The organism is Chitinophaga sp. Ak27 (genome assembly GCF_012726295.1).
In the GTDB taxonomy this organism is placed as follows: Bacteria; Bacteroidota; Bacteroidia; order Chitinophagales; family Chitinophagaceae; genus Chitinophaga.
In genome coordinates, this window is record NZ_JABAOB010000001.1 from 662735 (window position 1) to 685853 (window position 23119).

Annotated in this window: 18 protein-coding genes; 5 read left to right on the forward strand and 13 right to left on the reverse strand. The window is 46.9% G+C overall.

The window, feature by feature from the left end:
* Positions 1–70: 70 nt before the first annotated feature.
* A complete protein-coding gene (locus tag HGH90_RS02590; protein WP_169190325.1) occupies positions 71–3727 on the forward strand; it encodes a hypothetical protein in 3657 nt (1218 codons plus the stop codon).
* A 132-nt stretch (positions 3728–3859) separates the two neighbouring features.
* On the opposite strand, the gene HGH90_RS02595 is transcribed toward HGH90_RS02590, so the two are convergent.
* The 9 genes from HGH90_RS02595 to HGH90_RS02635 form a co-directional block, all read right to left on the reverse strand.
* Positions 3860–4582, reverse strand: coding sequence for an SDR family oxidoreductase (locus HGH90_RS02595; protein ID WP_168763448.1), 723 nt, complete (start codon positions 4580–4582; stop codon positions 3860–3862).
* Between the two features lie 72 nt (positions 4583–4654).
* Positions 4655–5542: an AraC family transcriptional regulator gene (locus HGH90_RS02600; RefSeq protein WP_169190326.1), complete on the reverse strand. Its 888-nt coding sequence runs from the start codon at positions 5540–5542 to the stop codon at positions 4655–4657.
* 116 nt (positions 5543–5658) lie between these two features.
* Positions 5659–6024 (reverse strand): nuclear transport factor 2 family protein, encoded by a 366-nt coding sequence (locus HGH90_RS02605; RefSeq protein WP_168763450.1) that lies wholly within the window; start codon positions 6022–6024, stop codon positions 5659–5661.
* 24 nt (positions 6025–6048) lie between these two features.
* Entirely contained in the window at positions 6049–6384 is a 336-nt protein-coding gene (locus HGH90_RS02610; RefSeq protein ID WP_168763451.1) for an ArsR/SmtB family transcription factor, read from the reverse strand.
* The gene (locus HGH90_RS02615; RefSeq protein ID WP_169190327.1) at positions 6365–6817 is read right to left on the reverse strand and encodes an SRPBCC family protein; all 453 of its coding nucleotides are present in this window, start codon (positions 6815–6817) and stop codon (positions 6365–6367) included. Before HGH90_RS02615 ends, HGH90_RS02610 begins: the two co-directional genes overlap by 20 nt.
* A 134-nt stretch (positions 6818–6951) precedes the next feature.
* A complete protein-coding gene (locus HGH90_RS02620; protein ID WP_168763453.1) occupies positions 6952–8553 on the reverse strand; it encodes a SusD/RagB family nutrient-binding outer membrane lipoprotein in 1602 nt (533 codons plus the stop codon).
* Between the two features lie 36 nt (positions 8554–8589).
* On the reverse strand, positions 8590–12174 hold the full coding sequence (locus tag HGH90_RS02625; RefSeq protein ID WP_169190328.1) for a SusC/RagA family TonB-linked outer membrane protein: 3585 nt from the start codon (positions 12172–12174) through the stop codon (positions 8590–8592).
* A gap of 371 nt (positions 12175–12545) precedes the next feature.
* Positions 12546–13622, reverse strand: coding sequence for a FecR family protein (locus HGH90_RS02630; RefSeq protein ID WP_168763455.1), 1077 nt, complete (start codon positions 13620–13622; stop codon positions 12546–12548).
* 158 nt (positions 13623–13780) lie between these two features.
* Positions 13781–14392 carry an RNA polymerase sigma factor gene (locus tag HGH90_RS02635; protein WP_168763456.1) on the reverse strand — a complete coding sequence of 204 codons (612 nt, stop codon included), beginning with the start codon at positions 14390–14392 and terminating at the stop codon, positions 13781–13783.
* 334 nt (positions 14393–14726) lie between these two features.
* Between HGH90_RS02635 and HGH90_RS02640 the strand changes: the two genes are divergently transcribed.
* The 4 genes from HGH90_RS02640 to HGH90_RS02655 all read left to right on the forward strand — a co-directional run bounded on the left by HGH90_RS02640 (position 14727) and on the right by HGH90_RS02655 (position 19052).
* A complete protein-coding gene (locus tag HGH90_RS02640; protein ID WP_211092931.1) occupies positions 14727–16238 on the forward strand; it encodes an alpha-L-fucosidase in 1512 nt (503 codons plus the stop codon).
* A gap of 9 nt (positions 16239–16247) precedes the next feature.
* Positions 16248–17264, forward strand: coding sequence for a zinc-binding alcohol dehydrogenase family protein (locus tag HGH90_RS02645; protein ID WP_248276960.1), 1017 nt, complete (start codon positions 16248–16250; stop codon positions 17262–17264).
* 67 nt (positions 17265–17331) lie between these two features.
* Entirely contained in the window at positions 17332–18207 is an 876-nt protein-coding gene (locus tag HGH90_RS02650; RefSeq protein WP_168763457.1) for an AraC family transcriptional regulator, read from the forward strand.
* A gap of 317 nt (positions 18208–18524) precedes the next feature.
* Entirely contained in the window at positions 18525–19052 is a 528-nt protein-coding gene (locus HGH90_RS02655; RefSeq protein WP_168763458.1) for a class I SAM-dependent methyltransferase, read from the forward strand.
* A 109-nt stretch (positions 19053–19161) separates the two neighbouring features.
* Here HGH90_RS02655 and HGH90_RS02660 read toward each other — a convergent pair whose 3' ends face one another.
* The 4 genes from HGH90_RS02660 to HGH90_RS02675 are packed head-to-tail and all read right to left on the reverse strand — an operon-like array spanning position 19162 to position 23075.
* A complete protein-coding gene (locus HGH90_RS02660; RefSeq protein ID WP_168763459.1) occupies positions 19162–19740 on the reverse strand; it encodes a hypothetical protein in 579 nt (192 codons plus the stop codon).
* Between the two features lie 49 nt (positions 19741–19789).
* On the reverse strand, positions 19790–20053 hold the full coding sequence (locus tag HGH90_RS02665; RefSeq protein ID WP_169190329.1) for a hypothetical protein: 264 nt from the start codon (positions 20051–20053) through the stop codon (positions 19790–19792).
* Positions 20054–20099: 46 nt separating this feature from the next.
* Positions 20100–21170, reverse strand: coding sequence for a ferritin-like domain-containing protein (locus HGH90_RS02670; RefSeq protein WP_168763461.1), 1071 nt, complete (start codon positions 21168–21170; stop codon positions 20100–20102).
* Between the two features lie 24 nt (positions 21171–21194).
* On the reverse strand, positions 21195–23075 hold the full coding sequence (locus HGH90_RS02675; protein WP_169190330.1) for a GMC family oxidoreductase: 1881 nt from the start codon (positions 23073–23075) through the stop codon (positions 21195–21197).
* Between the last annotated feature and the right edge of the window lie 44 nt (positions 23076–23119).

Consider the following 23119-nt stretch of genomic DNA (forward strand, 5'->3'; position numbering starts at 1 on the left):
TGTGATGTGAATTATTTGTAACTTATATTGACTTATCCCTATCTCTGCAAAGCATAACCATCTTACGTTCATGAAAACCCAGTTAAATAAGACGCAGCAACATAAAGCCCCGGAGAACATGGGGAATTCTTCGGCTATAACAGAGAACAGCGGACAGGCAATTGATAACCGTCCACAGACTATTGCCGAAAGAGCCCTGTTAGCGCAGGTAGAAAATAGTACCCATCTTGAACATGCCACGGTGCTCCAGGCTATGGCAAACAATAGCCTGGTAATAAAACAGTCACAATCTTTTCAGGCTATGGCAGATGCGGGTAGAACATCTGAGCCATTACGAGTAGTGCCGCCCATTGTTTCGCCATTGATACAGCGAGTGACGGGTGAACAGGAAAAACGTTTCGCTGCCATCAGGAAAATGGCGAATGAACGCGGTGAAAAGACGAAGATGCTTGCTGAGATAAACACGTTCTTGGAAGATATCAAGACGGATACAAGTGTGAGAGCTAATGTGATGCGTACAAATCTTAATCGATGGAAAGTTGCAGCGAATCGGCCATCTATGTCTGCGCATCTCAGGAAAACACCCACACACAAGCTGCCAGATAAAAACAGCACTGCACGGATCAACAAACCTGACTCATTTTCTCCGAATGAAAAGGCTATATCTTCTTCAACAGTCAAAAAGCCAGAATCTGTGGTGTCTGTCCCCAAAGAGGAAATAAGTATATCTCCCGGAAAAGAAGAGCTAAGTACGATTGACAACCTTGAAAAAGAAGAAGATATCATCCAGGGGATTCCCCGGGAATTTATATACGATCTTCATGCCAGAGCAGAAACGCTGCTCTTTTTTACGAATGTAAACAAGGTTATGATGCGCGAGTATATAACGAATGAAATCAGTAGCTATTTTGATGTTGATGAAAAGGTGTTACATGAAACCAGCAGTAACATACTTGAAGGACTTACGTTTGATGAAGGGAAGGCCGATTATACATTGTCATCACAATCTGATCACCTGGGAACATTTGGCCTGAAACCACAGCCAACCCTTGGTGATGGAAATTGTTCCATTCATGCGCTTTTGGGAACACCCAATGACACTGGTACACTGGTATGCGAAAATGCCCAGGAAATAAGGCGACAGCTTGCCGAAAATTATAGTAATGAACTCTTGTCTCCAGAAGCCATGGAATTAATGCATGCCGGTCGTAATAATACCATCAGGCATGTATCTTATAACCTGCTGCAGGAACATATCAACAACGAAGGTAGCAGTATGAAAGTGAGCGGGAAAGAAGGAACAGATAAAGAGAAAAGCGAAGAAAGTGGAAAAGAGCTTTCTATTGGTGAACTGCGAAACAATTTACAGTGGGCCATCCATGCTGCCAATGCAGACAACTATGAGGCTTCCATAAACAAACATATAACGGAAACTACCTTTAATGATGTTATAGAAGGTATCAGCGGTGGTGAAATATTACAGGAACTGGTGAAATTGAACGTTGTAGGTGATGACGGTACTGTTATTAATCCGGGCATTAAAGCGGAGGAACTTATGGGTGTATTGCCGGAACGAATGCAAGTAAAGGCATCTTCAATATATGAGTTGCTTAAACCCTATAAAAAAGGGAAAATAGATACCGAATTATTTTTAAAAAGTGCTTTAGAAAAGCGGGAAGTTCATGATGCTTATCTCGCCTTGCTGAAACATCAGTATCACTGGCTGAATGCTGAGCAATTGGAAGCTCTGGCTATCATACATGGAAAAAGCATTCAATTATTTGAAAATGATTTTATGGGAGGCGTTCAGAAAACAGCTCCGGTGAATGTTGCAGCAGAGAAGCCTATTATCCCCATTTATTCCAGCGGCACGCATTTCGAACGGCTGGTTACGGTGGATGACCCTGGAAAATTTGCTGATACAGGAAAGGTTTCGTCCGGTGAAATACCTGAGGATGTTTCACCGACAGATGTATTCCAGCAGGGAATGTATAATCTGGCCAGGGAAGAGTATCATAGTCCGTTTAAAAATGTCAGTAACAAGAGAAAAACAGATGAAAAGTACAGGGCAAGGAGAGCACATGGCCTGGGGCATGGGTTAAGGATATCTGCCAGCGTACTGAAATTAGTGAATACGATATCTCAATCGTCATCGCTGCAAATAAAGTTCAGCACTGATCAGGACCATCTGGCAGCATTGTCCATGGCTGCGCTATGGCATGATGCAGCCAACATGCGTGAAGATGACAAGTTAGCAGAAGGGAAGCAGGGACAGCTGTTCGAAGAAAAGTTTAGAGAGAACAGTAAAAGCATGCCCATTGAAGGAATTAAAGAGGAAGCGTATAAGTGGGCAATAAGGTGTTTAAAATTAAAAGGTACAGTTTCAATCAGTAAGAAAAAATGGAATGACATGACCAGTGAGGAACAGGGCGCAGCTTTAATAGCCGGTGCTGATTCTTATGAATATGTGCGTTCTTACCCGGACATGAAAGGATCTTATAAGCGCGATAGAAATATATTATTTAGCTCGGGGGCCATGGATAAAAGTAAAGACAGCGAACATTTTGATGCCGTTATGAAACTCATTCTCGATACGGCTGGTAATACCGGAGGTGCTAAAACAAGCGTGGAAAATCCAGTTGAACTGGCCAGCTACTTCGAGTACCATGGCATTGAGGCCGTAAAGAAGTCGGATAGTCTCCTCCATGCAGCTTTCGCTGAATTTGCAAATACCGGCACACAGGCTGGCCCGGTGGATATTTTAGGAATATTGAACACATTCTCGGGCCCCTCACCAACATCACGAGCTACAGCGCCCTCCTCCAAAAAAAGATTGGAGAAAAAGAATGTTCTCCTGAAAAAGAAAATCACTATATCGGTAATACGCACTTCCGACGCGAAGAAAGACAGTTCTGCCAGTACAAAGCGACGTTTGATAAATTTCTACCCCCGTAGCAGTTCGGGTACACGTATTACAAAGACGATACCCAAGGAGGGTACGTTCTTCAAACAAGGGAAAACACCGGAATTCAGATCAGCGAATAAACCTGGAAAGCCCAAGGAGGTGGATGCAGAGAATGCATTGGCATTAGTACATGGTATTTCCAGTGAATATATACCAGGTGCATTTAAAAGTGGATTCCTTTCAAGCGCTTATATGAGGGAGGGGCCCTATGGAAATTATTCACGTGATGCAGATCGCCTGGGAGGTGGTGGACTGGCTGTGTATACAAGGGCAGTTGGTAAGAAACATATTAAATGGCCAGCGCATGGATATGGCGTAGGCAGTGGAGACAAGAAGGCACAAATAGTGCTCCATCCGAAGATACTGGCATCAGACATGGTGTGGAGGCATAGCTCCACCGACCTCATGGGCAATGCACCAGGTGGGGAAGCTGCTAAGAAGCTGGATACGGCCAGAACGCTGGACACTTTTGATCTATGGCAACAGCAAACAGAAAGTGGAAGGAACAGCGCTTTTAATAGTGCCATAAATCAAGATAGCCCGGAGGGAGTTAGTAATAATGAACAAATGTTCTGGGAGCGGATACCACTACCGTCAAATGTGATTGCTATCATCTGCAAAAGTGAGGAAGATAAGAGAAGGTTGATCGAAAACATGGGTGGAAAAGCTGAAGATGGATATATATTATATCATGGAGAAAAAATTCCGGTGATTGTAGCAGGAGATGATGATACGCTTGCTGCTGTTCTTGAGCAGATATAGATATGAAGACCAGGGTTTATCCATTTTATTTTCATTACTATGCGAATGGTTTGATAGTTAAGATACGATTAATAATGTAAACAATTGCCGCTGCCGGCATTGCGAAGAATAGCAGATGCCTGAAGTCCACTACTACCACGCCATTTCACCGCCCTCCGCATCATTGCTGTAAAACTTTCCCGTCGGCCCATTCTCATCAAGTGTGGCAAAGCGTACAATAATAGCGGCAGCATCTTCTACAGTGCCTGTTCCCCGGTGCTGGTTAAAGTCGGTGGCAGTATAACCCGGATCTATGGCATTTACCTTGAAGGTGGTATCTCTCAGTTCATACGCCAGTACTACCGTATAGGCATTTAATGCAGATTTGGAAGGACCATAGGCAGCGCCTTTTACGTTATAATACTTCCACGACGGATCGGAGTGGTTGGTAAGCGAAGCTAAACCGGAGGTAACGTTTACAATCCTTGGCTGGGCAGACTTTTGCAAAAGACTCATCAATGCCTGGGTTAAACTGATAACGCCGAAAAAGTTAGTATCAAATACTTCCCGGATAGTGGAGCCAGGCGCATTGGTGGCTTGTTGAGAATAACCACCGAGAATACCCGCATTATTGATCAATACATCCAGGGTGCCGGTGGTGTTGCTTACCTGGTTGCGCGCTGCCTGGATAGAGGCCGGATCGGTAACGTCCAGTTGTACAACGGCAATACGCTCAGTGCCTATCTGCGCGGCCGCGGCTTTACCTTTATCTTCGTCGCGGCTACCTATGTATACAAAATAGCCGTCGTTCCATAAACGCCTGGCGGTTTCAAAACCTATGCTCCTGTTGGCGCCTGTAATAAATACTGATTTCATACCATCTATTGTTTAAAATGATGGTACAAAATTAGGAGCCCGGAATGCCGATAAATGGTATCGGCACCGGCATTAATGGTACATTTTCCGGGTGGCGTTCCGGTATAGTAAGGGCGTTTGTCCGCCGAGACGTTTAAAAAACCTGTTGAAGTAAGATGCGTCCTCAAAGCCCAGTTCGTAAGCGATTTCTTTAATAGAGTGATCGGTATGAAACAGCAGCCGCCGCGCTTCCAGTAACACGCGGTCATGGATATACGCAATAGCGGTTTTCCCCGCCTGTTCCCGTATGGTGTCTCCGAGGTGACCGGCACTGATATTCATCAGACTGGCATAGGCAGCTACTTCGTGCAGATCGCGGTAATGTTGCTCTACGAGAGCGGTGAAATGCTTCAGCAGCTCCCGCCCGGGTTGCACGGCATCCTGGAACTGTTCGTTATATAACCGGCTGAGGAAGATCAGCAATACCTGCAAATAGGCAATGAGCATGGAGTTGTGCCAGGTGTCCTGTGCATGGTACTCTGCCACCATATGCTGCATCGTATCTTTGATATGGCACATGGCGGTGGCGTCGAGACTGATCTCATGTCCATTATGGAGGTTCTGGATGATAGGAAGTTGTTTCAGGGAACGGGTTTCGTCCCTGGCCAGGAAAGCATCTGTAAACCGGAGTATGATACCTTTCATGGGCTTTGCCTGCTCTTTTACATGCACCTGGTGAGGAGCAGAAAAATAAAAACGGGATGGTTGCAGCGTATAAGGCTGCATATCCACCCAATGGCGGCTGCTGCCCTCTTCTACCAATACCAGGAAGTAGTAATCCTTCCGGTGTGGCTTCAGGAAAATAGCGGGATATTCCCTGTGTTCGCCGTTGACTTCCCAGATATCGAAGTGTATGGGTTGTCCGTTGGCTCCCAGCATCGGGCTGCGGGGAATATTTTTAACGAGGGTATTACTTTCCATGTATTAAAGATAACCATTTTCAAAGGTTTGTTCACGCGAAGACGCGAAGAAGCAAAGCTGTCAAGAAGGCTCTTCGTTGCTTTGCTTCTTCGCGCCGTTGCGTGAAAATATTCTTGTTAATACAGGAACTGTTCAGATATAATCTTCCCATCCGCTACCTCATACAACATGATCTCATCTATTTTCACTCTTCCAAAGTCCGCTACGGTAAAGTCCATCATCCGGCTCACGGCGAAGTGCCGCCCGGCTACTACTGGCGCGGAGGTAGTCAGTTGATGGATTTCCTGTATTTTTTTTACCCAGTCTTCTCCTTTTTTGCGCACGGCTGCTTTGCCTTCCGCAAATCCAAAATAAGGAGAGTCAGCAGGATCTATACTTTTTACATCTGCAGAGAAAAGCTCCTCCTGTATATCAAACCATTTTTCCTGCATGGCCAGTTCATTAAACCTGGTGGCCACGTCCTGGGTACTGAGCATTGTCATAATCATTGATTTTAGCGGTTCATATCAATGGCCTTTACTTTTATGGCCGGTATTATCCAATAAATTCTCCAGCTTTTTCAGCCTGTGCTGCCAGAATACATCGAAGAAGCTGATCCACTGCTGCAGAGCCTGGAAGCCGTCCCGGTGCAGGGTACAATACCTTTCCCGACCTTTGTCTTCTATGACAATGAACCCGGTGCTGTGCAGTATTTTTATATGCTTCGACACCGCGGGGCGACTCATCTCGAAATGCGCCGCCAGGGCATTGATGGTGAGCGTATCCTGCGACAATAGCTGTAAGATCTGCCTCCTGCTGGGATCTCCAATAGCCTGGAATATATCAGGCGTTGGCTGCATCATGTGGTACGGCGTTTAAAAGATCATCGATTTTCTGCAGCTTCTGCCTCCATCCATCGTTCATGCCATTGTAGATATTGAAATCTTCTATCTCCCGGAAGCCACTATGTTCCAGTTTAACGGTGGTACCTTTTTCATCCGATGAGAGCGTCCACTCTACCAGCGAATCCAATGATATTTTGCCACTCCCGGGGCCTGCTTTCCAGGAATAGGTCAACTTCTTAAAGGGTACTATCTCCAGCACCTTACAATACATAATGCCGTCTATGTCGAGGCTGGGTATTGGTTTGGTCCTGAACTGAAAGTCATGCCCGATAATGGGTTCAAAATCGTTGGGCATTAACCATTGCGACATCAACTCAGCGGTAGTCAGGTAGGTCCAAACCTTCTCCACCGGATGCGCAAAGAAAAATTCGTGACGAATGGTCTTAGTCATGATATGTAACTTTTAAGTTACCCAAAAGTATATGTAACTTTTGAGTTACGCAAATTTATTTTTGTGCGGGCAGTAAAAAGCCCCGGAGAAATACTTCCCCGGGGCCTTCTATATAACTATTATATGCATAAAACTTACTTCATCCACCATACCTTCACCGTAGTTGAGTTTCCTCCCATGCGGTTGGCTTGGTCGTTATAATTGGCAGTGTTGTTCACTGATTCCTGTTGCGGATATTGCAAACGGTTAAAGTTGACATAAGCAGCCGGGTTACCATCGCGCGGGGTACGACCGGTTCTTCTCCACAGGTTATAGGCAAGCCAGGGCTGACGGAAGAAAGACAGCCATTCCTGCGCATAAATTTTATTCAGCTTCTGATCATCTGTACCGGTAAAGGCCACCTTAGGATTGGCAAAAAGTGCTGCCATCTGCACCGCCGTAGGACTTGGAGGCGCCACCGCCGACCAGTTATCATTGGTTACATTGGTGGTATGTGCAATAGAATCCCAGAAGTTAACGGAAGAAGTAATACCACTGAAATATTCATTGCCGGCGCTGACCATGTCCTTGTTTACACCGAGGCCACGCGCATAAGCTTCCGCTTTCAGGAAATGCACCTCTGCTGCGGTCATGAACAATTCAGGCTGATAGTAGATATCCCTCACCAACAGGTAATTCACCGGGGAGAATACGCAGTTGTCTTTGTTTGAAAAGTCGGCATCCCTTTTATCCTGGTAAGGGTTGGTGTTATCGCTGGCTGTGCTGCCTGGCGCCAGTGGCGCCCACTTGCCAGCCTGGTTGGTTTCAAAAAACAGTTTCGCCCGCGGATCAAAGATCTGTGCATCAGCGGTACCATCTGCCAGCATATTCCAGCAGGTAGTACTCATGCGCACAAATTTATGAGAAGTGAAAGACCAGAAACGGCTATCATTTAATACGTAATTGTTCAGCTTCTGTGGCCACATCCCCGCATCTTCATGTTCCCCGATCAATGGTATCCCACTCAGCGCATATTGCAGGTAAGGAGTAGCTGTAGCGGGATCTTTCTCTACTATCTGCATGGCATAACGTAGCAACAACGAGTTGCCAAACTTCTGCCACATGGTAATGCTGTTGTTGAACAGCGTTTCAGAAGAGCCCAGCGTTACATACGGCTTGCCTCCAGGTGTATTGGCAGCGGTAGTAAGGTGCTGGGAAGCCCATTTCAGCTGGTCCAGGGTAGTTTTATAAATACTCTCCTGGGAGTCGTACGCCGGCCTGAAATTAGCCGACTCATTGGTGTAGGCCAGTCCCGCTTTAGAATAAGGCATATCCCCAAACTGATCGCTTATACGCAGCGTTTTATAAGCCTTCAGGATGTAAGTGATCCCCTGTATATTATCCATCTCCGCTTTATCACCCGTATAAGCATTGATCTTATCCTGGATCTGGTTGATGTTCTGGAGCGCAGCATAGTAGTCGTTCCAGATATCGGAAGCGCCATTTTGCACAAGGTAACCAGAATTACCGCTAATGGTAGCCAGCTGGGTGATGGGATAATAATACTCATTATGAATGGCCGCCTGCTCTTGTCCTTTCAGAAACAGGGTACTGATCACCCCATTTACCATGGGAGGAACGGTAGTGGTAGTAGGCAATCCCGGAGTGGTATTGATATCCTGGAAATCTTTCGTACAGGCGCCCAACGTCATCGAAACACCCGCTATATAAAGGAATATTTTTTTTGTCTTGTTCATGTTTGCACATTTTAATCGGTGAGTAGATCTGTTCCCTTAGAAAGAAACCCTTACCTGGAAACCTAATGAACGGAAACTTGGCAAAGACATATACTCCAGTCCCTGGGCATTGCCTGCGCCATTCACACCTTCCGGGTTGATATGATCCGGTAAGGAAGTATAGAGATAGAAAAGATCTCTTCCTACGAGTGACAGCGATGCTGACTGGAATACTTTTGTCCGTTTAATAAAGCTTGATGGCACCTGGTAGTTAATGGATATTTCCCTCATCTTCACCCAGGTATTTTCCAGAACGGCATTCCTGTCGATCCAGTCACTTCCTTTTACACCACTACCCAGGTCAGTACTGCTCCACACACCATAAGGCATATATTTATAATAATAGTGTACTACGTTGTCGTTGATCTTACCATCAGGAAACACTCCCGGTAAAATCACGCCCCAATTGGTTTTGGTCCCATCCGGTGTGGTGTACGGCAATCCGCCTCCATCTCTTTCTTTCAACGTTTCTCTTGCCTGTCCCTGCTGCATAATAGTTGCATAGGTACCTGACCATACATCACCCCCTATTTTTGCATCAATCAATGCACTTACTGAGAAATTTTTGTAGGTAAAGGTGTTGGTAATACCACCGGTTAATTTAGGCGTTGAGTTACCTAATGGCACCAGTCCATCAGTAGCCTGGTACAATGTACCATTCATTTCCGGCTTGCCGTAAGGACTTGCTACCATCAATGGCAGATGTGTTTTCGGATCATATACATAGTCATAACCGTAAATGGTACCAAACTGGTCGCCTACATGGGCAGATATTACGGGACCGTGCGCGCCGCCGTCATTCCAGGCACTGGCCATATCTACACGGTCAGTTCCATCAGATAAAGACAGCAGCTTATTGTTTGTATGTGCCAGGTTAAGAGAGACATCCCAACCGAAGTCCTTCTGCGCAATGACTTTTGCCCGCAGGATCAACTCTATACCGGAATTTTCCAGTACGCCGGAGTTCACAATAATGCTACTCACGCCTGAGCTGATAGGCAGCGGGGATGCTAAAATCTGGTTACGCGATTTTCCTTTATAATACCTGAAATCAGCATTCAACCGGTTGTTCAGGAAGCCTAACACCAAACCAAAATCTGCAGTAGTATTAACAGTTGGCTTATAGTTCAGCGCTGGTAAACTACCTGGCAGCATGGTAGCTGCTTGTCCTGCAAACGTAGAGGTACCATAAGTATAGTTAACTTGGTAAGGAGCCGGATCGGTAGCCGCCTGTGCCCAGGCTATTCTTACTTTACCGAAACTCAATACAGACGGATCAATTTTAAAGGCATCGGAAAATACAAAGCTACCGGCGAAAGACGGGAAGAAATAAGACCACTGGCCCTTAGGTAATGCAGAAGACCAGTCATTACGGCCCGTGATATCCAGGAACAGGTAATCCTTGTAAGACAGGTTAATGAAACTGTACACAGAGTTCATGCGTTTGCGCAACTGGCTTTCTGTGGTCGGATGCGGATTACCCAGGTAAGTACCTGAATTCAGCGAATATACATATGGCATTGCCCAGTTATCGTTGTAGTTAAACATACCCGCCGCTTCCCGCTGGTAGATGGTTCCACCCAATGAGAACTTACCGTTAAAGTCGCCGCCAAATATTTTATCCTTATGCAGGGTACCGATGAAGTCCATGTTGGAAGCATTGTCGCGCTCTACGCCATGGGCATAGTAGCCTTTGATACCTAACACATCTGTCGGTGTATTTTTAGTCGTCAGCTCGTTGGTGTTATTATCCAATCCACCGCGGAAAATGAAATCCAGGAAATCGGTGGCTTCATAATTTAGTTGTACGCCGGCCAGTAATTTGCGCCTGTTCTGGTCGGTGTTATTTTCCAGGATGTTCCATACAGTAGCGCCACCATTACCTACCCAGGGGAAGTTGGTGAGCTGGTTCTGAGAACCATCAGGATTTTTGTAGATGGCAATATCTTCTCCCCGATAGTTTCTGCCAGCATTATATACCAGGCGTTTCATCCAGGAATTACCATCATCATTACCCAATTGCGGAGGATTATGATACTGGTTCACGATATAGGAAGAGGTGAGCTGTACACTAACTCTCTTCGTTAATTTCATATTGGCGCCCAGGTTGAAAGTATTGCGATAGTATTTGCTGTTGGGTAATACGGCCGAATTATCCAACCGGGAAAACGACGCACGGATAGATCCCCATTCATTACCGCCAGATAACGATACGTTGTGGGAAGATTGCATACCGTTGCGGAAAAGCAATTTGATATTGTCGGGTTGCGGTACATCCGCTTTCTGGGTACCATCCCACCAGGTAATCATTTTACCATCCATTTTTGGCCCCCAGGAAACGCCGGAGCCGGGCCATCCTACCTGGTTGTAGGTATTGATACCATAAGGACCAGAGCCTGTTTTTGGATCCACATACATACCATTCCAGTTCTCTGTGAGCCGCGGATTATTACCGTTGGCGTCTGTGAGGTATTGAGGAGCATTTAGGGACACCATACCACCTGCGCCATATTCATTTTGCAATTGCAGATAGCGATAGGGATCTACGGTTTTATAACCATAGGTATAGTCCACGCCCAGGCCATTGCGTTTATTTCCTTTTTTGGTGGTGATGAGAATAACGCCGTTGGCGCCTTTACCACCGTATAATGCGGCGGCGGTTGGGCCTTTCAGTACGCTGATGGTTTCAATATCTTCCGGGTTGATCATGTTGATCGGGCTACCGAAATCTTTGGGGGCACTGGTATTGCCGGCATCTGCATTATTGCCGGCATACAGGGCGCTACCAGTGGGAGCAGAACGTACATCATAAGGACGGGCAAGGTCATTGGCCATCGGCATACCATCTACGATGATCAGCGGCTGGTTATCGCCCTGGATGGTATTGTTACCACCAATCAGGATACGGGTAGTACCTCCATCCACGCCGTTGGGGCTGGTCACGTTTACACCGGCCATTTTACCTGCCAGTGCATTCAACACGTTGGGCGCATTGGAGCGGGCCACTTCTTTACCACCAACTTCTTCCTGAGAATAGCCCAGTGTTCTTATATTTCTTTTAATACCCAATGCGGTAATGGCCACTGCGTCTAGCGAGGTAGCGGAAGATATCATCACGATGTTCATGATGCCATTACCGCTAACGGTCACCCGTTGCTGGGCAAAACCTACAGAAGAAAAGATCAGCACATCGCCATCCTTGGCTTCCAGCTCAAAGTGTCCATCTATATTGGTAACGGTCCCCCTGTTGGAGCCGGCAATCATTACGTTAATGCCGGGCAGGGGATCGCCCTCCTTTGATTTTACGAAGCCGCTGATTTTTTGGAAAAGTGCATTCAGGCCGTCTATCTCCATACCACCTTCATTACTTTTCTCTTTCTTCAGAACAATCTGTTCATTGATCACTTCAAAAGTGATGTGCAATGGGTTAAGCAAACGGTATAATACCTCTCCTAATTGCTCATCGCGGGCAGTAACCGCAATACGCTGGCGCACCGGCAGCGTATTATTGCTATAGGTAAAGTTGACGGATGTTTTCTCCGTGATAGTTTTGAGTATACTGCGCAGATCACTGGGTGGCATATTTAATGACACCTTTTTACTCAAAACTTCCTGCGCGTGAACATTTTTTGCGAATGTGCAGGTAATCAGGCAAAACAGAAGCGCTATTTGTAGTAAGGCAACCCTCATAAAAAATATGACAGTCCTGTTGGAGTTTGCAAATTTGTGCATAACTTCAAATGTTTTGTTGTGATTAATAAAATCGATTAGTACGACAATTCATTTCCTGTGCAGTTGTCCAGACATTACAGGAAAAATTACCCGGGTGGCGATGTTAGCGCATCGCCACTTTCTTTTTTGGTTGATACATTATGTAAACATTGGGTTCGTTTTTCGAGAATTACAAGTGATTTACAAGTGAATAACAAGCGATTTATAAATGAACAATACGGTTAGTTACAGGGTTTGCCGGTAATAAATACCTGGCCGTCCCTGATAGCGTAACTGGCGTTGATAGCCGCGCAGATAATCTTTAACTTATTTTCAAACGTTTCATTCCTGATAGTGGTGGTAATAAGGCACTTGCCAAACGTTTCCTCGCTGGCATTAATCTTAATACTGTAGGCGCTTTCCAGTGCTTTAAAAATGCTGAGGACCGGTGCATTATCGAACGCAAAAGCGGGTATTTCCGCCGCCGGCTGGAGGGCCGCCAGCTGCTCGCTGTTCAGCGAATCGGCTACAAAGGCAGCAGTGCGGGCATCGAACCGCAATTGATGACCGGGTGTAATAATATAACTGTGCTGCTTATCAGTCATGCTGCACACGGCAATTTTTCCTGTCTTTACGGTAACCGTGAGGCTACCACTTTCTTCCGATACATTAAAGCTGGTGCCCAGTACGCGGATGGCTACTTTGGGCGTATATACATAAAATGGCCGTTCCGCATCTTTAGCGATATCAAAAAAAGCATTTCCTTTCAGGTATACTTCTCTTTTAGATTGGGTAAGAAAGGCGTCGTGCTTGATGGTGGCGCCTGTTTTTAATATAACAGAGGAGCCGTCTGTCAGCCACGCTACCTGGTCGGTAGTACTGGTATTAACCCGCACCAGCTGCTGCTGTTCCATATGGCTTTGCAGTTTATCGGCCAGCAGGTTTTCTTTAGTGGCGGATTTCCGGGAGATGGATACCATCGCGATACCACCCGCTATTACAGCTGCTGCCGCCCACCACCATTTACGCAGGGAAGCTATCCTGGCGGTAGTTGGCGCAGGCGAAGGCACTTCCTTGTCTAGGTATTGATCAAGAGAGGCATATATTTCGTCCAGTAAACGGCGGTCTACTTTGTGGGGAACAGTTTTACCCAAAGTCTGCACCATTGTCCGGGCTTTTTCCAGCACAGGCACCCGCTCGGGATGGTCTGCCATCCATTGTTCCCACCGTGCGGTATTGGCCGCATCGGGAAACAATACCCATTGAACAAAATGGTCGTCCTGTATAAATTCCCAGGTATCCTCTCCAAAATACTTCATGCAACGATGATTTAAACGGCAATAAAACTGCCCTTTTATCATAAATGACAAAAGCTTTGTTTTTATACTCAAAAAAAATAAAGTTTTTTTAACTTTTCTTTGAAACGCCCCTCCATAAAGGACATTCATAGGGATGGCAAAGAAGAAATAAAGGCCGTTTATAGAAAGAAATAAAAGGTTTTCAGCAAACGCCGGGCAAAAGGAGTGGTTTCCAGGGTTTCTTTAATCCGTCCCAGCGCATTGTAAAGGAGGTTGCTGACAGACTGGTATTTCATATGCATCATTTCAGCTATCTGGGCATTGGTAAAACCCATATAAAATCGGAGCATAATAATTTCCTGCTGACGCCGGGATAACTTTTTAATGGCGTTGTTCAGCAACTGGCTGCGTGAATCCTTTGTTTCCGAATCAATGATTTGCTCTTCTACCGTCGCTTCCGGCTGAATATGATCGTGCAGGTATTGGTCTTGCTTGCCGGCGATACTCCGGTACTGGTAATTAGCCCTGATCAATTTATACTTAAGACTTCGGCACAAATAAAACCGTATGGCCACATCTTCACTCACGTGATCCCGGCTATTCCATATTTCTATAAAAAGATCATGGATCATGTCTTTTAGTTTCTCCTGGTCGGTACAAAACCTAAAACCATATTGAAACAAGTACACGGTATATTCCCGGTAAATGAAGGTAAAGGCAGCTTTGTCACCAGCTTTAAATCGCTTCCATAAAGCCGCTTCGTCAAAACGAGCATCTCTCATTGCAGGCATGCGTGGATCTTTTACAGCAAAACTGATTTTGGTCTTAATAATAGCTGGCTAAAACTTTTATTAGTACTGTCAATGTAGCTATTTTTTAGCAATTGATCAAAAATCATTCAAATAGCATCTGTGATGCACATAAAAATATCAGTCAACCAGCCCGCTGGCCGGCCAAAACAATAAATGTAAATAAAACGGTTATCATCTTCCGGCAAAATATTACAGGGGATTTGCCCCCTGGTAAAAAGACAAAATACACTATCAACCAGATAAAATTGTCGACCAGCGCGGGAAGTGATCATCTTATTTTTGACGGACATTGATTTTAAACAACACTGCTACTATGACCGGACCATTTATCAAACACACCCTGTATGCGGCTACCCTGGCCATTGCCATGACCCAGGCAGCAGTGGCACAGCAACTACCCGTTACAAAAGGCCCTTATCAACCTACCGATGCATCCCTTCAACAATACAAGTACCCCGATTGGTTTCGTGATGCCAAGTTTGGTATCTGGGCACACTGGGGACCACAGGCCGTACCTCGTATGGGCGACTGGTACGCCCGCCAAATGTATGAAGAAGGCAGCGCCGACTACCAATACCACGTGGCACATTACGGGCATCCATCCAAATTTGGTTACAAGGATATCATCCCATTATGGAAAGCAGAAAAATGGGACCCGGAAAAATTAATGGCACTCTATAAAAAAACCGGGGCGCGGTACTTCGTGAGCATGGGCAGTCACCACGACAACTTCTTCCTATGGAACTCGCGCATCCACCCCTGGAACGCCGTAAAAATGGGCCCGAAAAAAGATGTAGTGGGACTCTGGCAAAAGGCGGCCAAAAAAGAGGGACTTTATTTCGGCGTATCTGAACACCTGGCCGCCAGCTACACCTGGTTCCAGCCCAGCCATCGCGCCGATAAAGCCGGCCAGTACAAAGACGTTCCCTACGATGGCAATGACACTGCCTATGCCTCGCTGTATCATACCCGCGCCGCCGACAACGACAATGGCTGGCTCACCACCAACCCCGCCTGGATGAAAGTATGGTACGACGATGTAAAAGAACTGGTAGAAACCTATCATCCGGACCTGCTCTATTCCGATAGCCAGCTACCCTTTGGAGATACCGGGCGCAGTATGCTGGCCAACTTTTACAACGACAACCTGCAATACCATAAAGGCAAGGCGACAGCCGTATACAATTGTAAGCAACCGTCTGATGGCAAGTGGGCGCAGGACCTGGAAAGAGGCGTACAGGATAGTATCAGCCCCTTCCCCTGGCAAACAGATACCTCTATCGGCGACTGGTACTACCGTACCGGGCAGCATTATAAATCGGCTACCGATATCCTGCGCATGCTCGCCGATATCGTCAGCAAAAACGGGAACCTGCTGATCAATATCGTGCAAACACCGGAAGGCGACCTGGAACCCGATATCCTGCATACCCTGGATGAAATAGGCCAATGGATGGCTGTAAACGGAGAAGGTATCTATGGTAGCCGCCCCTGGAAAGTTTTCGGAGAGAAATCCGGCAACACGGCCACTGTCAAAGCAGGCAATTTTAACGAAGACAAAATAAAATATACCGCCGAAGATATCCGGTTTACCACGCGCAACAACTACCTTTACGCGTATATCCTCGACAAGCCCGCCAGGGCTGTACGGATTAAAGCATTAGGCAGCAACGCCAACCTGAATCATAAAAAAATTACAGCTATACAACTGCTGGGTAGTAAGGAACCGCTGAAATGGAAAGTGGAAGCAGATGCACTGGTGATAGATATGCCGGCACAACTCCCCTCCTGGACCGTTACCGGCCTGAAAATCAGCCTGAAATAAGACAACGATATGATGTACGAACTGATCTGTTCTTCTCCCGGTCATCTGACCTATGCACGCACGGACTTACCTGTATTAACACCGGGCCATGCCATTATCAAAATTAAACGGATAGGCATCTGTGGCACAGATCTCCATGCCTTTGAAGGCACCCAGCCTTTCTTTCAATATCCCCGCGTACTGGGACATGAATTATCCGGGGAGCTGGTGGCCTTTGACAATGCACCTGGTTTCCGGGAAGGTGAGGCCGTTACCTTCATTCCCTACTTCAGCTGCGGCACCTGTATTGCCTGTCGCCGGGGACTTCCCAACTGCTGCGAGCAAATCAATGTGTTTGGCGTACATAGCGACGGGGGGATGAAGGAATATATTTCCATTCCTTCTGCATCGCTGCTGCATGGCGAGGGACTGAGCTACGAAGCGCTGGCACTGGTAGAACCGCTGGCAATTGGCGCCCATGCCGTGAGGCGGGCAGCCATACAACCCGGCGAATATGTGCTGGTGACCGGCGCAGGGCCAATAGGCCTCGCCGCCATGGAGTTTGCCCGTATTGCCGGCGCACAGGTAATCGCGCTGGATGTAAATGCCGAACGCCTGGAATATTGCACCTCCAGGTTCCAGATCCCTTTTGCAGTCAACGCCCGCGATGCCGATGCCAGGGAACAAGTAAAAGCCATCACCGGGGGCGATATGCCCACGGTAGTCATGGATGCCACAGGCAACCTGCAAGCCATGAATAATGGCATCTATTACCTGGCGCATGGAGGCCGCTACGTACTGGTAGGCCTGCAAAAGGAAGTCCTGAGCTTCTCCAACCCGGAACTGCATAAACGGGAAACTACCCTGCTTTGCAGCAGGAATGCCACCCGGGCCGATTTTGAGCATGTGATCAGGTCTATTCAACAGGGACTCGTCAACCCGGCAGCCTATATCACCCATCACATCGATTTTATGGCAATAAAAGATACGTTCCCCTCGTTGGCCGATCCGGCCACCAAAGTGGTTAAAGCGATGGTGACCCTGTAAATAAGGAATGATGACAGAAAACAACTATTTTAGCGCTATCTGATGACTGTCTTAATCCACCACGTGTATGAAAGCAGTATTAAAAAATGTATCTACCTCCCCCGAGTGTTCCTTCACCGTGAGAAGGGATATCGGGGAAAAAATGCGCAATAACTGGCATTATCATCCTGAACTGGAGCTGCTGTACATTAAGAAAAGCTCCGGCACCTGGCTGATAGGCGACTATATCGGTCCTTTTGCAAGCGGGGATGTGGTGCTGATTGGCGCTAACCTTCCCCACGCTTTCCGCCATGAGGAAACATTTGTATGCGAACAGAAAGATGTTTCCGGGGAAGCCGTAGTAGCCTTATTCAAGCAGGATATTACACCGATGCTCACTGCTTTACCGGAAATGCGGAAGCTCACACACCTGTTATCGCTTTCGCGACTGGGCCTGAAAGTAGAAGCACCCACTGCCACCAAAGTAGCCCGCATGATGGAAGAGCTGCCCGAGCAATCGCCCGGTAGCCGCTTGCTGTCGCTGCTGCAAATCCTTTTCCTGATTGCCGACAGCGGCGACTACCGGTTGCTATCTACTCAAAGTATACCGGCTAACACCGGTCACCATGAAAATGAACGGCTAAAGGCAGTGATGGAATATACCCTCACCCATTTTAAAAATAAAGTCAGCCTGGAAGAAGCAGCCGCCATCATGCACATGACCAGCACTTCCTTCTGCCGGTATTTTAAAATACAGAAAGGCATTACCTATGTACGCTTTATCACGGAACTCAGGATAGGTCATGCCTGTAACCTGCTGATAGAATCAGATGCCAGCATCAGTGAAATCTGCTATGAATGCGGCTATAACACCCTCTCCCACTTCATTAACATGTTTAAACTGATCACCGGTAAAACACCCATGGAGTATAAGAAATTTCATTGCCGCCTGGATGTAAGATGATCTCCACAGTAAAAAATGGCCGCCGGACAATCGTCCGGCGGCCGGTGAAACAGAGACAACATATGTCTTATTACCGCCCTTTCCGATAAAGTACTATTTACCGGGCTGTTGAAGTGCCATCGAAATTTGCGTTAATCTGTTATGCCGTATAGGGGGCCACGTTATATGGCTTCGCTTGCCTGTGCTAAAATGCATGGGTTTCCGTTTAAGGACACTGTAGTCAATTATGAGGATATTGGTTTTCACTTATAAAACGGGATAAAGCGCGCATCCCTCTATTCATGAAAATTTCCGGTTGTCGTGTATATTTACACCCTATGGAGCTGAGCGACGCTATTTCACTGATTAATCACCCTTATTTCAACAGGAGTCCCCACCAGATATGGGCAGACCTAGGCGCCGGCAGCGGCTTATTTACCTATGCACTGGCGCATTTGCTGGGCAGCAACAGTACCGTGTACGCCTATGATAAAGTGCCAGTGAGGTTACAGTCTTTACCCAACCCTCCAGGGGTAAACATTCGCACCGGGCAACTGGATTTTGTAACAACGCTGCTGCCTGTTCAACACCTGGATGGCCTCCTGATGGCTAACTCCCTTCACTATGTGGCTGATAAAGCCGCTTTTATCCGGCAAGTACAATCTCATCTTCAGCCCAATGGTGTTTTCCTCGTAGTCGAATACGATACATCTTCCGCCAATACATGGGTACCTTATCCTGTTCCTTTTAAAGAGCTGGCACAGCTGTTCCGGCAGCAAGGCTTTGGTAACGCGGTTAAAATAAATGAACGCCCCTCCGTATTCCGGTCAGGGAAAATGTACGCGGCGCTGTTCAGTAGAAAATAAAGCACGCAAAGACGAGGAATGAAGCAGGCAAAGGTGGAAAGCAGCAAAGCAGCAAAGAAGTATAAAACTTACTCCCTTTGCTGCTTTGCTGCTTTCCGCCTTTGCGTGATTATTTGGGGCGACCTTTGGTTCTAGGAATGGCTTTACAACAGTTACCGTTGCTATCTAACGGATCTGCCAGGTATACGCCATTTACTTTCTTATCTATCTTCTCTGTATACTCGGCATCTACATTGATTCTTCCTTTCTTTATTTCATAAAACCGGGAAGGGAGATAGTAGATAGAATCTGCCGAAGGATGTGCCTTTGGCGCTTCGCTGCCGCCAAACTCCAGCTGCCCATCGTGGTCATAGTCTTTTACATCGGAAGCTACTGCGCTGAGCAGAGAATCGGCAATGGAGTTGTTGATACCGAATACAATCAACCTGTTTTTATTGGGAGCAGCGGTCACTTCCAGGAACAGGAACACATTTCCGCCGTCTTCAATAAGACGGTTACGCCGGCTGTTATATACGATTTTATCGGGCGACAACTGGTAGGTTTTGTTGCCATTTACGAAAATAGTGCCTTTATATACCGCGATCAGCTGTTGTTTGCTGCTGGTAAAATGAAGGTTTTCAGCGGTTTTCTGAGCCAGGGCCGGCAGGCTGATCATTAGCAGCAGGCAGTAACAGAGTCGTTGGAGCATAGTATAGTTTTTAAATCCGCCCTGAACTTAAGCAAAATTCCGCGACTTTCTATTGGGGATGTTTGAACAAACCATAAAGTATAACAATGCCGGGGCACACGCCCCGGCATTGTTGAAAAATACCGTAAACAACTTCTTCCACCCAGAATACGGCACTGAATTTATTGGGCGTCACATGCTGCTGTGTAAAAAGAATATTCAGTAAGCCGGAAGAATCCAATACAAAGGTAGTTACCTTGCCTATCTGCTGGTTGGCTAATACCTCCCGCAGCGCAGCATTGGGGTTCTTCACATTCAGACCGGGGAATTGCAAATGATGGCATGTGATAATTTGTTTTAGTAGAAGGAAAAAGGGGTTGTTATTTCACATACTCAAAACTGGGCGCTGCATGTAACCCATTGCCCATAGGTATATTCATCAATCCCAATGCCTGGTACTTCAGGTCGTACATCATGATAACCGCTTCTCTTAATTTGTCCTTATCACCATTTACCGTATCGTGTAAAGCCCGCAGCATATCGCAATAACTTTTATTAAACTGGTACATCCTGCCCCATTCTTCCGTGCCCTTCTTGAAATCTTTCATCTTGATATTTTCTTTGACAGGATATACCTGGTCCCAGGCTACGGGCAGCTTTGCCCCGGTAGGACCGCTTTTGGGCGTATCTGTTGGCCGGTAGTAGCGCTCTTCATGAATTTCATTGAAGCGAAAATAGTGGGCATACTCTACCTCTTCTCCGAATAACAGATGATCGCTGTCTTCTATAGTACCATCAATGCCTTCGCCCTGCCCTACTATTTCGGCAATGGCTTCGTGGGCAGAAGCCAGGTCGTGTACCACCACTACTCCTCCGCCACCGCCATAAAACTGTTCGGGGGTAATTTGCCGCGATGCTTTCCCGGTGAAAATATTTCCTTTTGCCTGCAGCCGTTCCATACCATCCAGGATAGCTTCGTAGAACTGCCCGATAGAAGCATAACGGTCTGCTTCCGGCGGAGCGCCTTTCCCGCTGGGCTTTTCTATCTTCAGGAAAGTTTCAATAGCCGGCTTGGAAAATTTTTGCAGGTTTACTTCAAACGACTGGTTGCTATGAGGCAGGTAGGTAGGATATTCCGGGATGAAGCCGGGATGCGAAATATCCGGACGCCCGTCCACAGCATTCAGGATATTGCAAGCCAATATCATGTGCAGCATCTCTTCCATCACTACTCCTTTTATGATCCTGGAGGCTACCTCGTTGGTATTTTCCCGGATGGAATACAAGGCAAACAGGTAGGGCGGAATGGTAGAATGTTCCAGCTCAATAGCTACCTGTAAATGTTTACGCAGGCTATCCAGCGTAGTGATCTTGTTAAAATCTGTCAGCGTGGGTTCTCCGCTTCGCACCAGACGGTGGCGAATGCCGGATATCAGTTGATTCGTTTCCATATGTGGGATGGATTAAATGAATGATTATTTAAGCGCTTTCAATACATTTTCTGCGGCAGCAAACGACAGAGCAGCCAGGGTGAGCGTGGGATTGGAAGTTCCCAGCGTAGCCATATTTCCGGCCCCTACCAGGAACAGGTTTTTATGATCCCAGGCCTGCTGATCACGATTCACTACCGAATTTTTAGCCGTAGTACCCATGCAATGCGTACCTACCACATGTCCTGCACCGCGGAAAACATACCCTTGTCCTTCATAGGTGGTATAATCCGGTTCATTAGACGGGTAGCTGGTAAAATCCTGTACGCCCATACCGGCGAAAATCTGATCCGATACGCTTTTGGAAGCTTTAAAAGCTTTTTTCGTATAATCAGACACGTTATAGTCGATCACCGGGCGGTAGTTGCCGATATTGTCCAGGTATTTTTTGCTGATAGTTACCCGGTTGCTTTTTTCGGGTAGCTGCTCACATTCGAAATGCAGCAGCAGTTGCCGCGACAATAAATCACCCAGGTAATTTTTCAGGTCATTGCCAAACAGGTTGAGTGTAGATACGGCATGATCCAGGTCTGTATCAGGTGAGCCGGTAGGCCAGCCCCAGCCCCAGTTATCGATCGGTGATATCCAGGCGGCATGCTGTTTACGGAAATCGCCATCACGGAAAGTAGGGATGTTGGTAGTAGATCCCGGACCGCGGAAAGGGAATACCTTTTCTTTCATTAGTCCCCAGGTGAGCAGCACCATATGGTCCATGAGATTACGGCCTACCTGGTCGCTGGTTTTGCAGGCGTCGGAGGCCAGCAGTAATTTGGCATTCTCAATGGCGTTGGCTGCCAGCACATAGATCTTTCCTTTGGCTACCCCGCTTACATATTCCTTGCTATCGGCCTGTGGGTATTGCTTATAAGCCACCCCCGTGATATTGCCTGTAGTGGAGTCGATCTGGATTTCAGTAGCTACGGTTTGACTCATCAGGGTGAGATGTTCTTTTTTGGCGCTCTTCAGTGTTTTCAGCGCATTGTATTTTGCCTGCACGGGGCAGATGGGTACGCAGCTGGCATTGCCTTCGCAACGCTGCCCGGCATAAGGATCCCAGATAGCGCCTACCGGCTCATATACCTCGCTCCTCTTGGGGAAAGGCTGCAATTCCAGTTTTTGTTTGGTAGCATTCCATCCGGTGCCCGCATAGCGGTATTTTTCATTGGGCGTAGAATTTCTGCCTTGTGGAGTGCTGGTACACCAGGGTACATATACATCACCGTTCAGCGATACTTTGAGACCATTGAGCCCTTCTATAAAATGTTTGTCGATATAGCTCTGTGGAATTTTATACATGGGAAACACATAATCTTTCCCGAAAAAATCGCCGCCCATATTAGGGTATTGCTGTTCCTGCACATCGCATGACACGCCTATCTCCCGCTCTGCCATTTCGTAATAAGGCTTCAGGTATTCATAGTCGATGGGCCAGTCGACCGCCTGTCCGTACCTGGAATGCATTTTAAAATCGTTGGGTAGCATCCGCAGGCAGGTACCCAGCCAATGCAAGGTGGTACCTCCAGCCGCGCGGGCATAGTCGCTGGCAAAAGGCAGGGGACCATTTTGCACAAAATATCCCTTGGTATCCGGCTTCCCGTTGATCTGGGTCATGTCCAGCACATTGGGCGACTCCGCATCTTTTACATCAGGATAAGGGGCATTGGGCACTTTAGCCAGGGCCAGGTAGTAAGAACGGAGGTATTCCTGGTAATTCTTATAGGCGCCATCAGCGTCGAATGCCATACCAGCTTCCAGCCCGGCTTCCAGCAGCAGCACCTGTTTACCGGCCTGGGTAAGCGTTTTAGCTACAATAGCCCCGGCAATCCCGGAGCCTACAATGACTACATCATATTCTTTGTTTTCCATTTCTGAGGATTTTTACAGGATGAGGTAACTTCGCATAGTCGTAA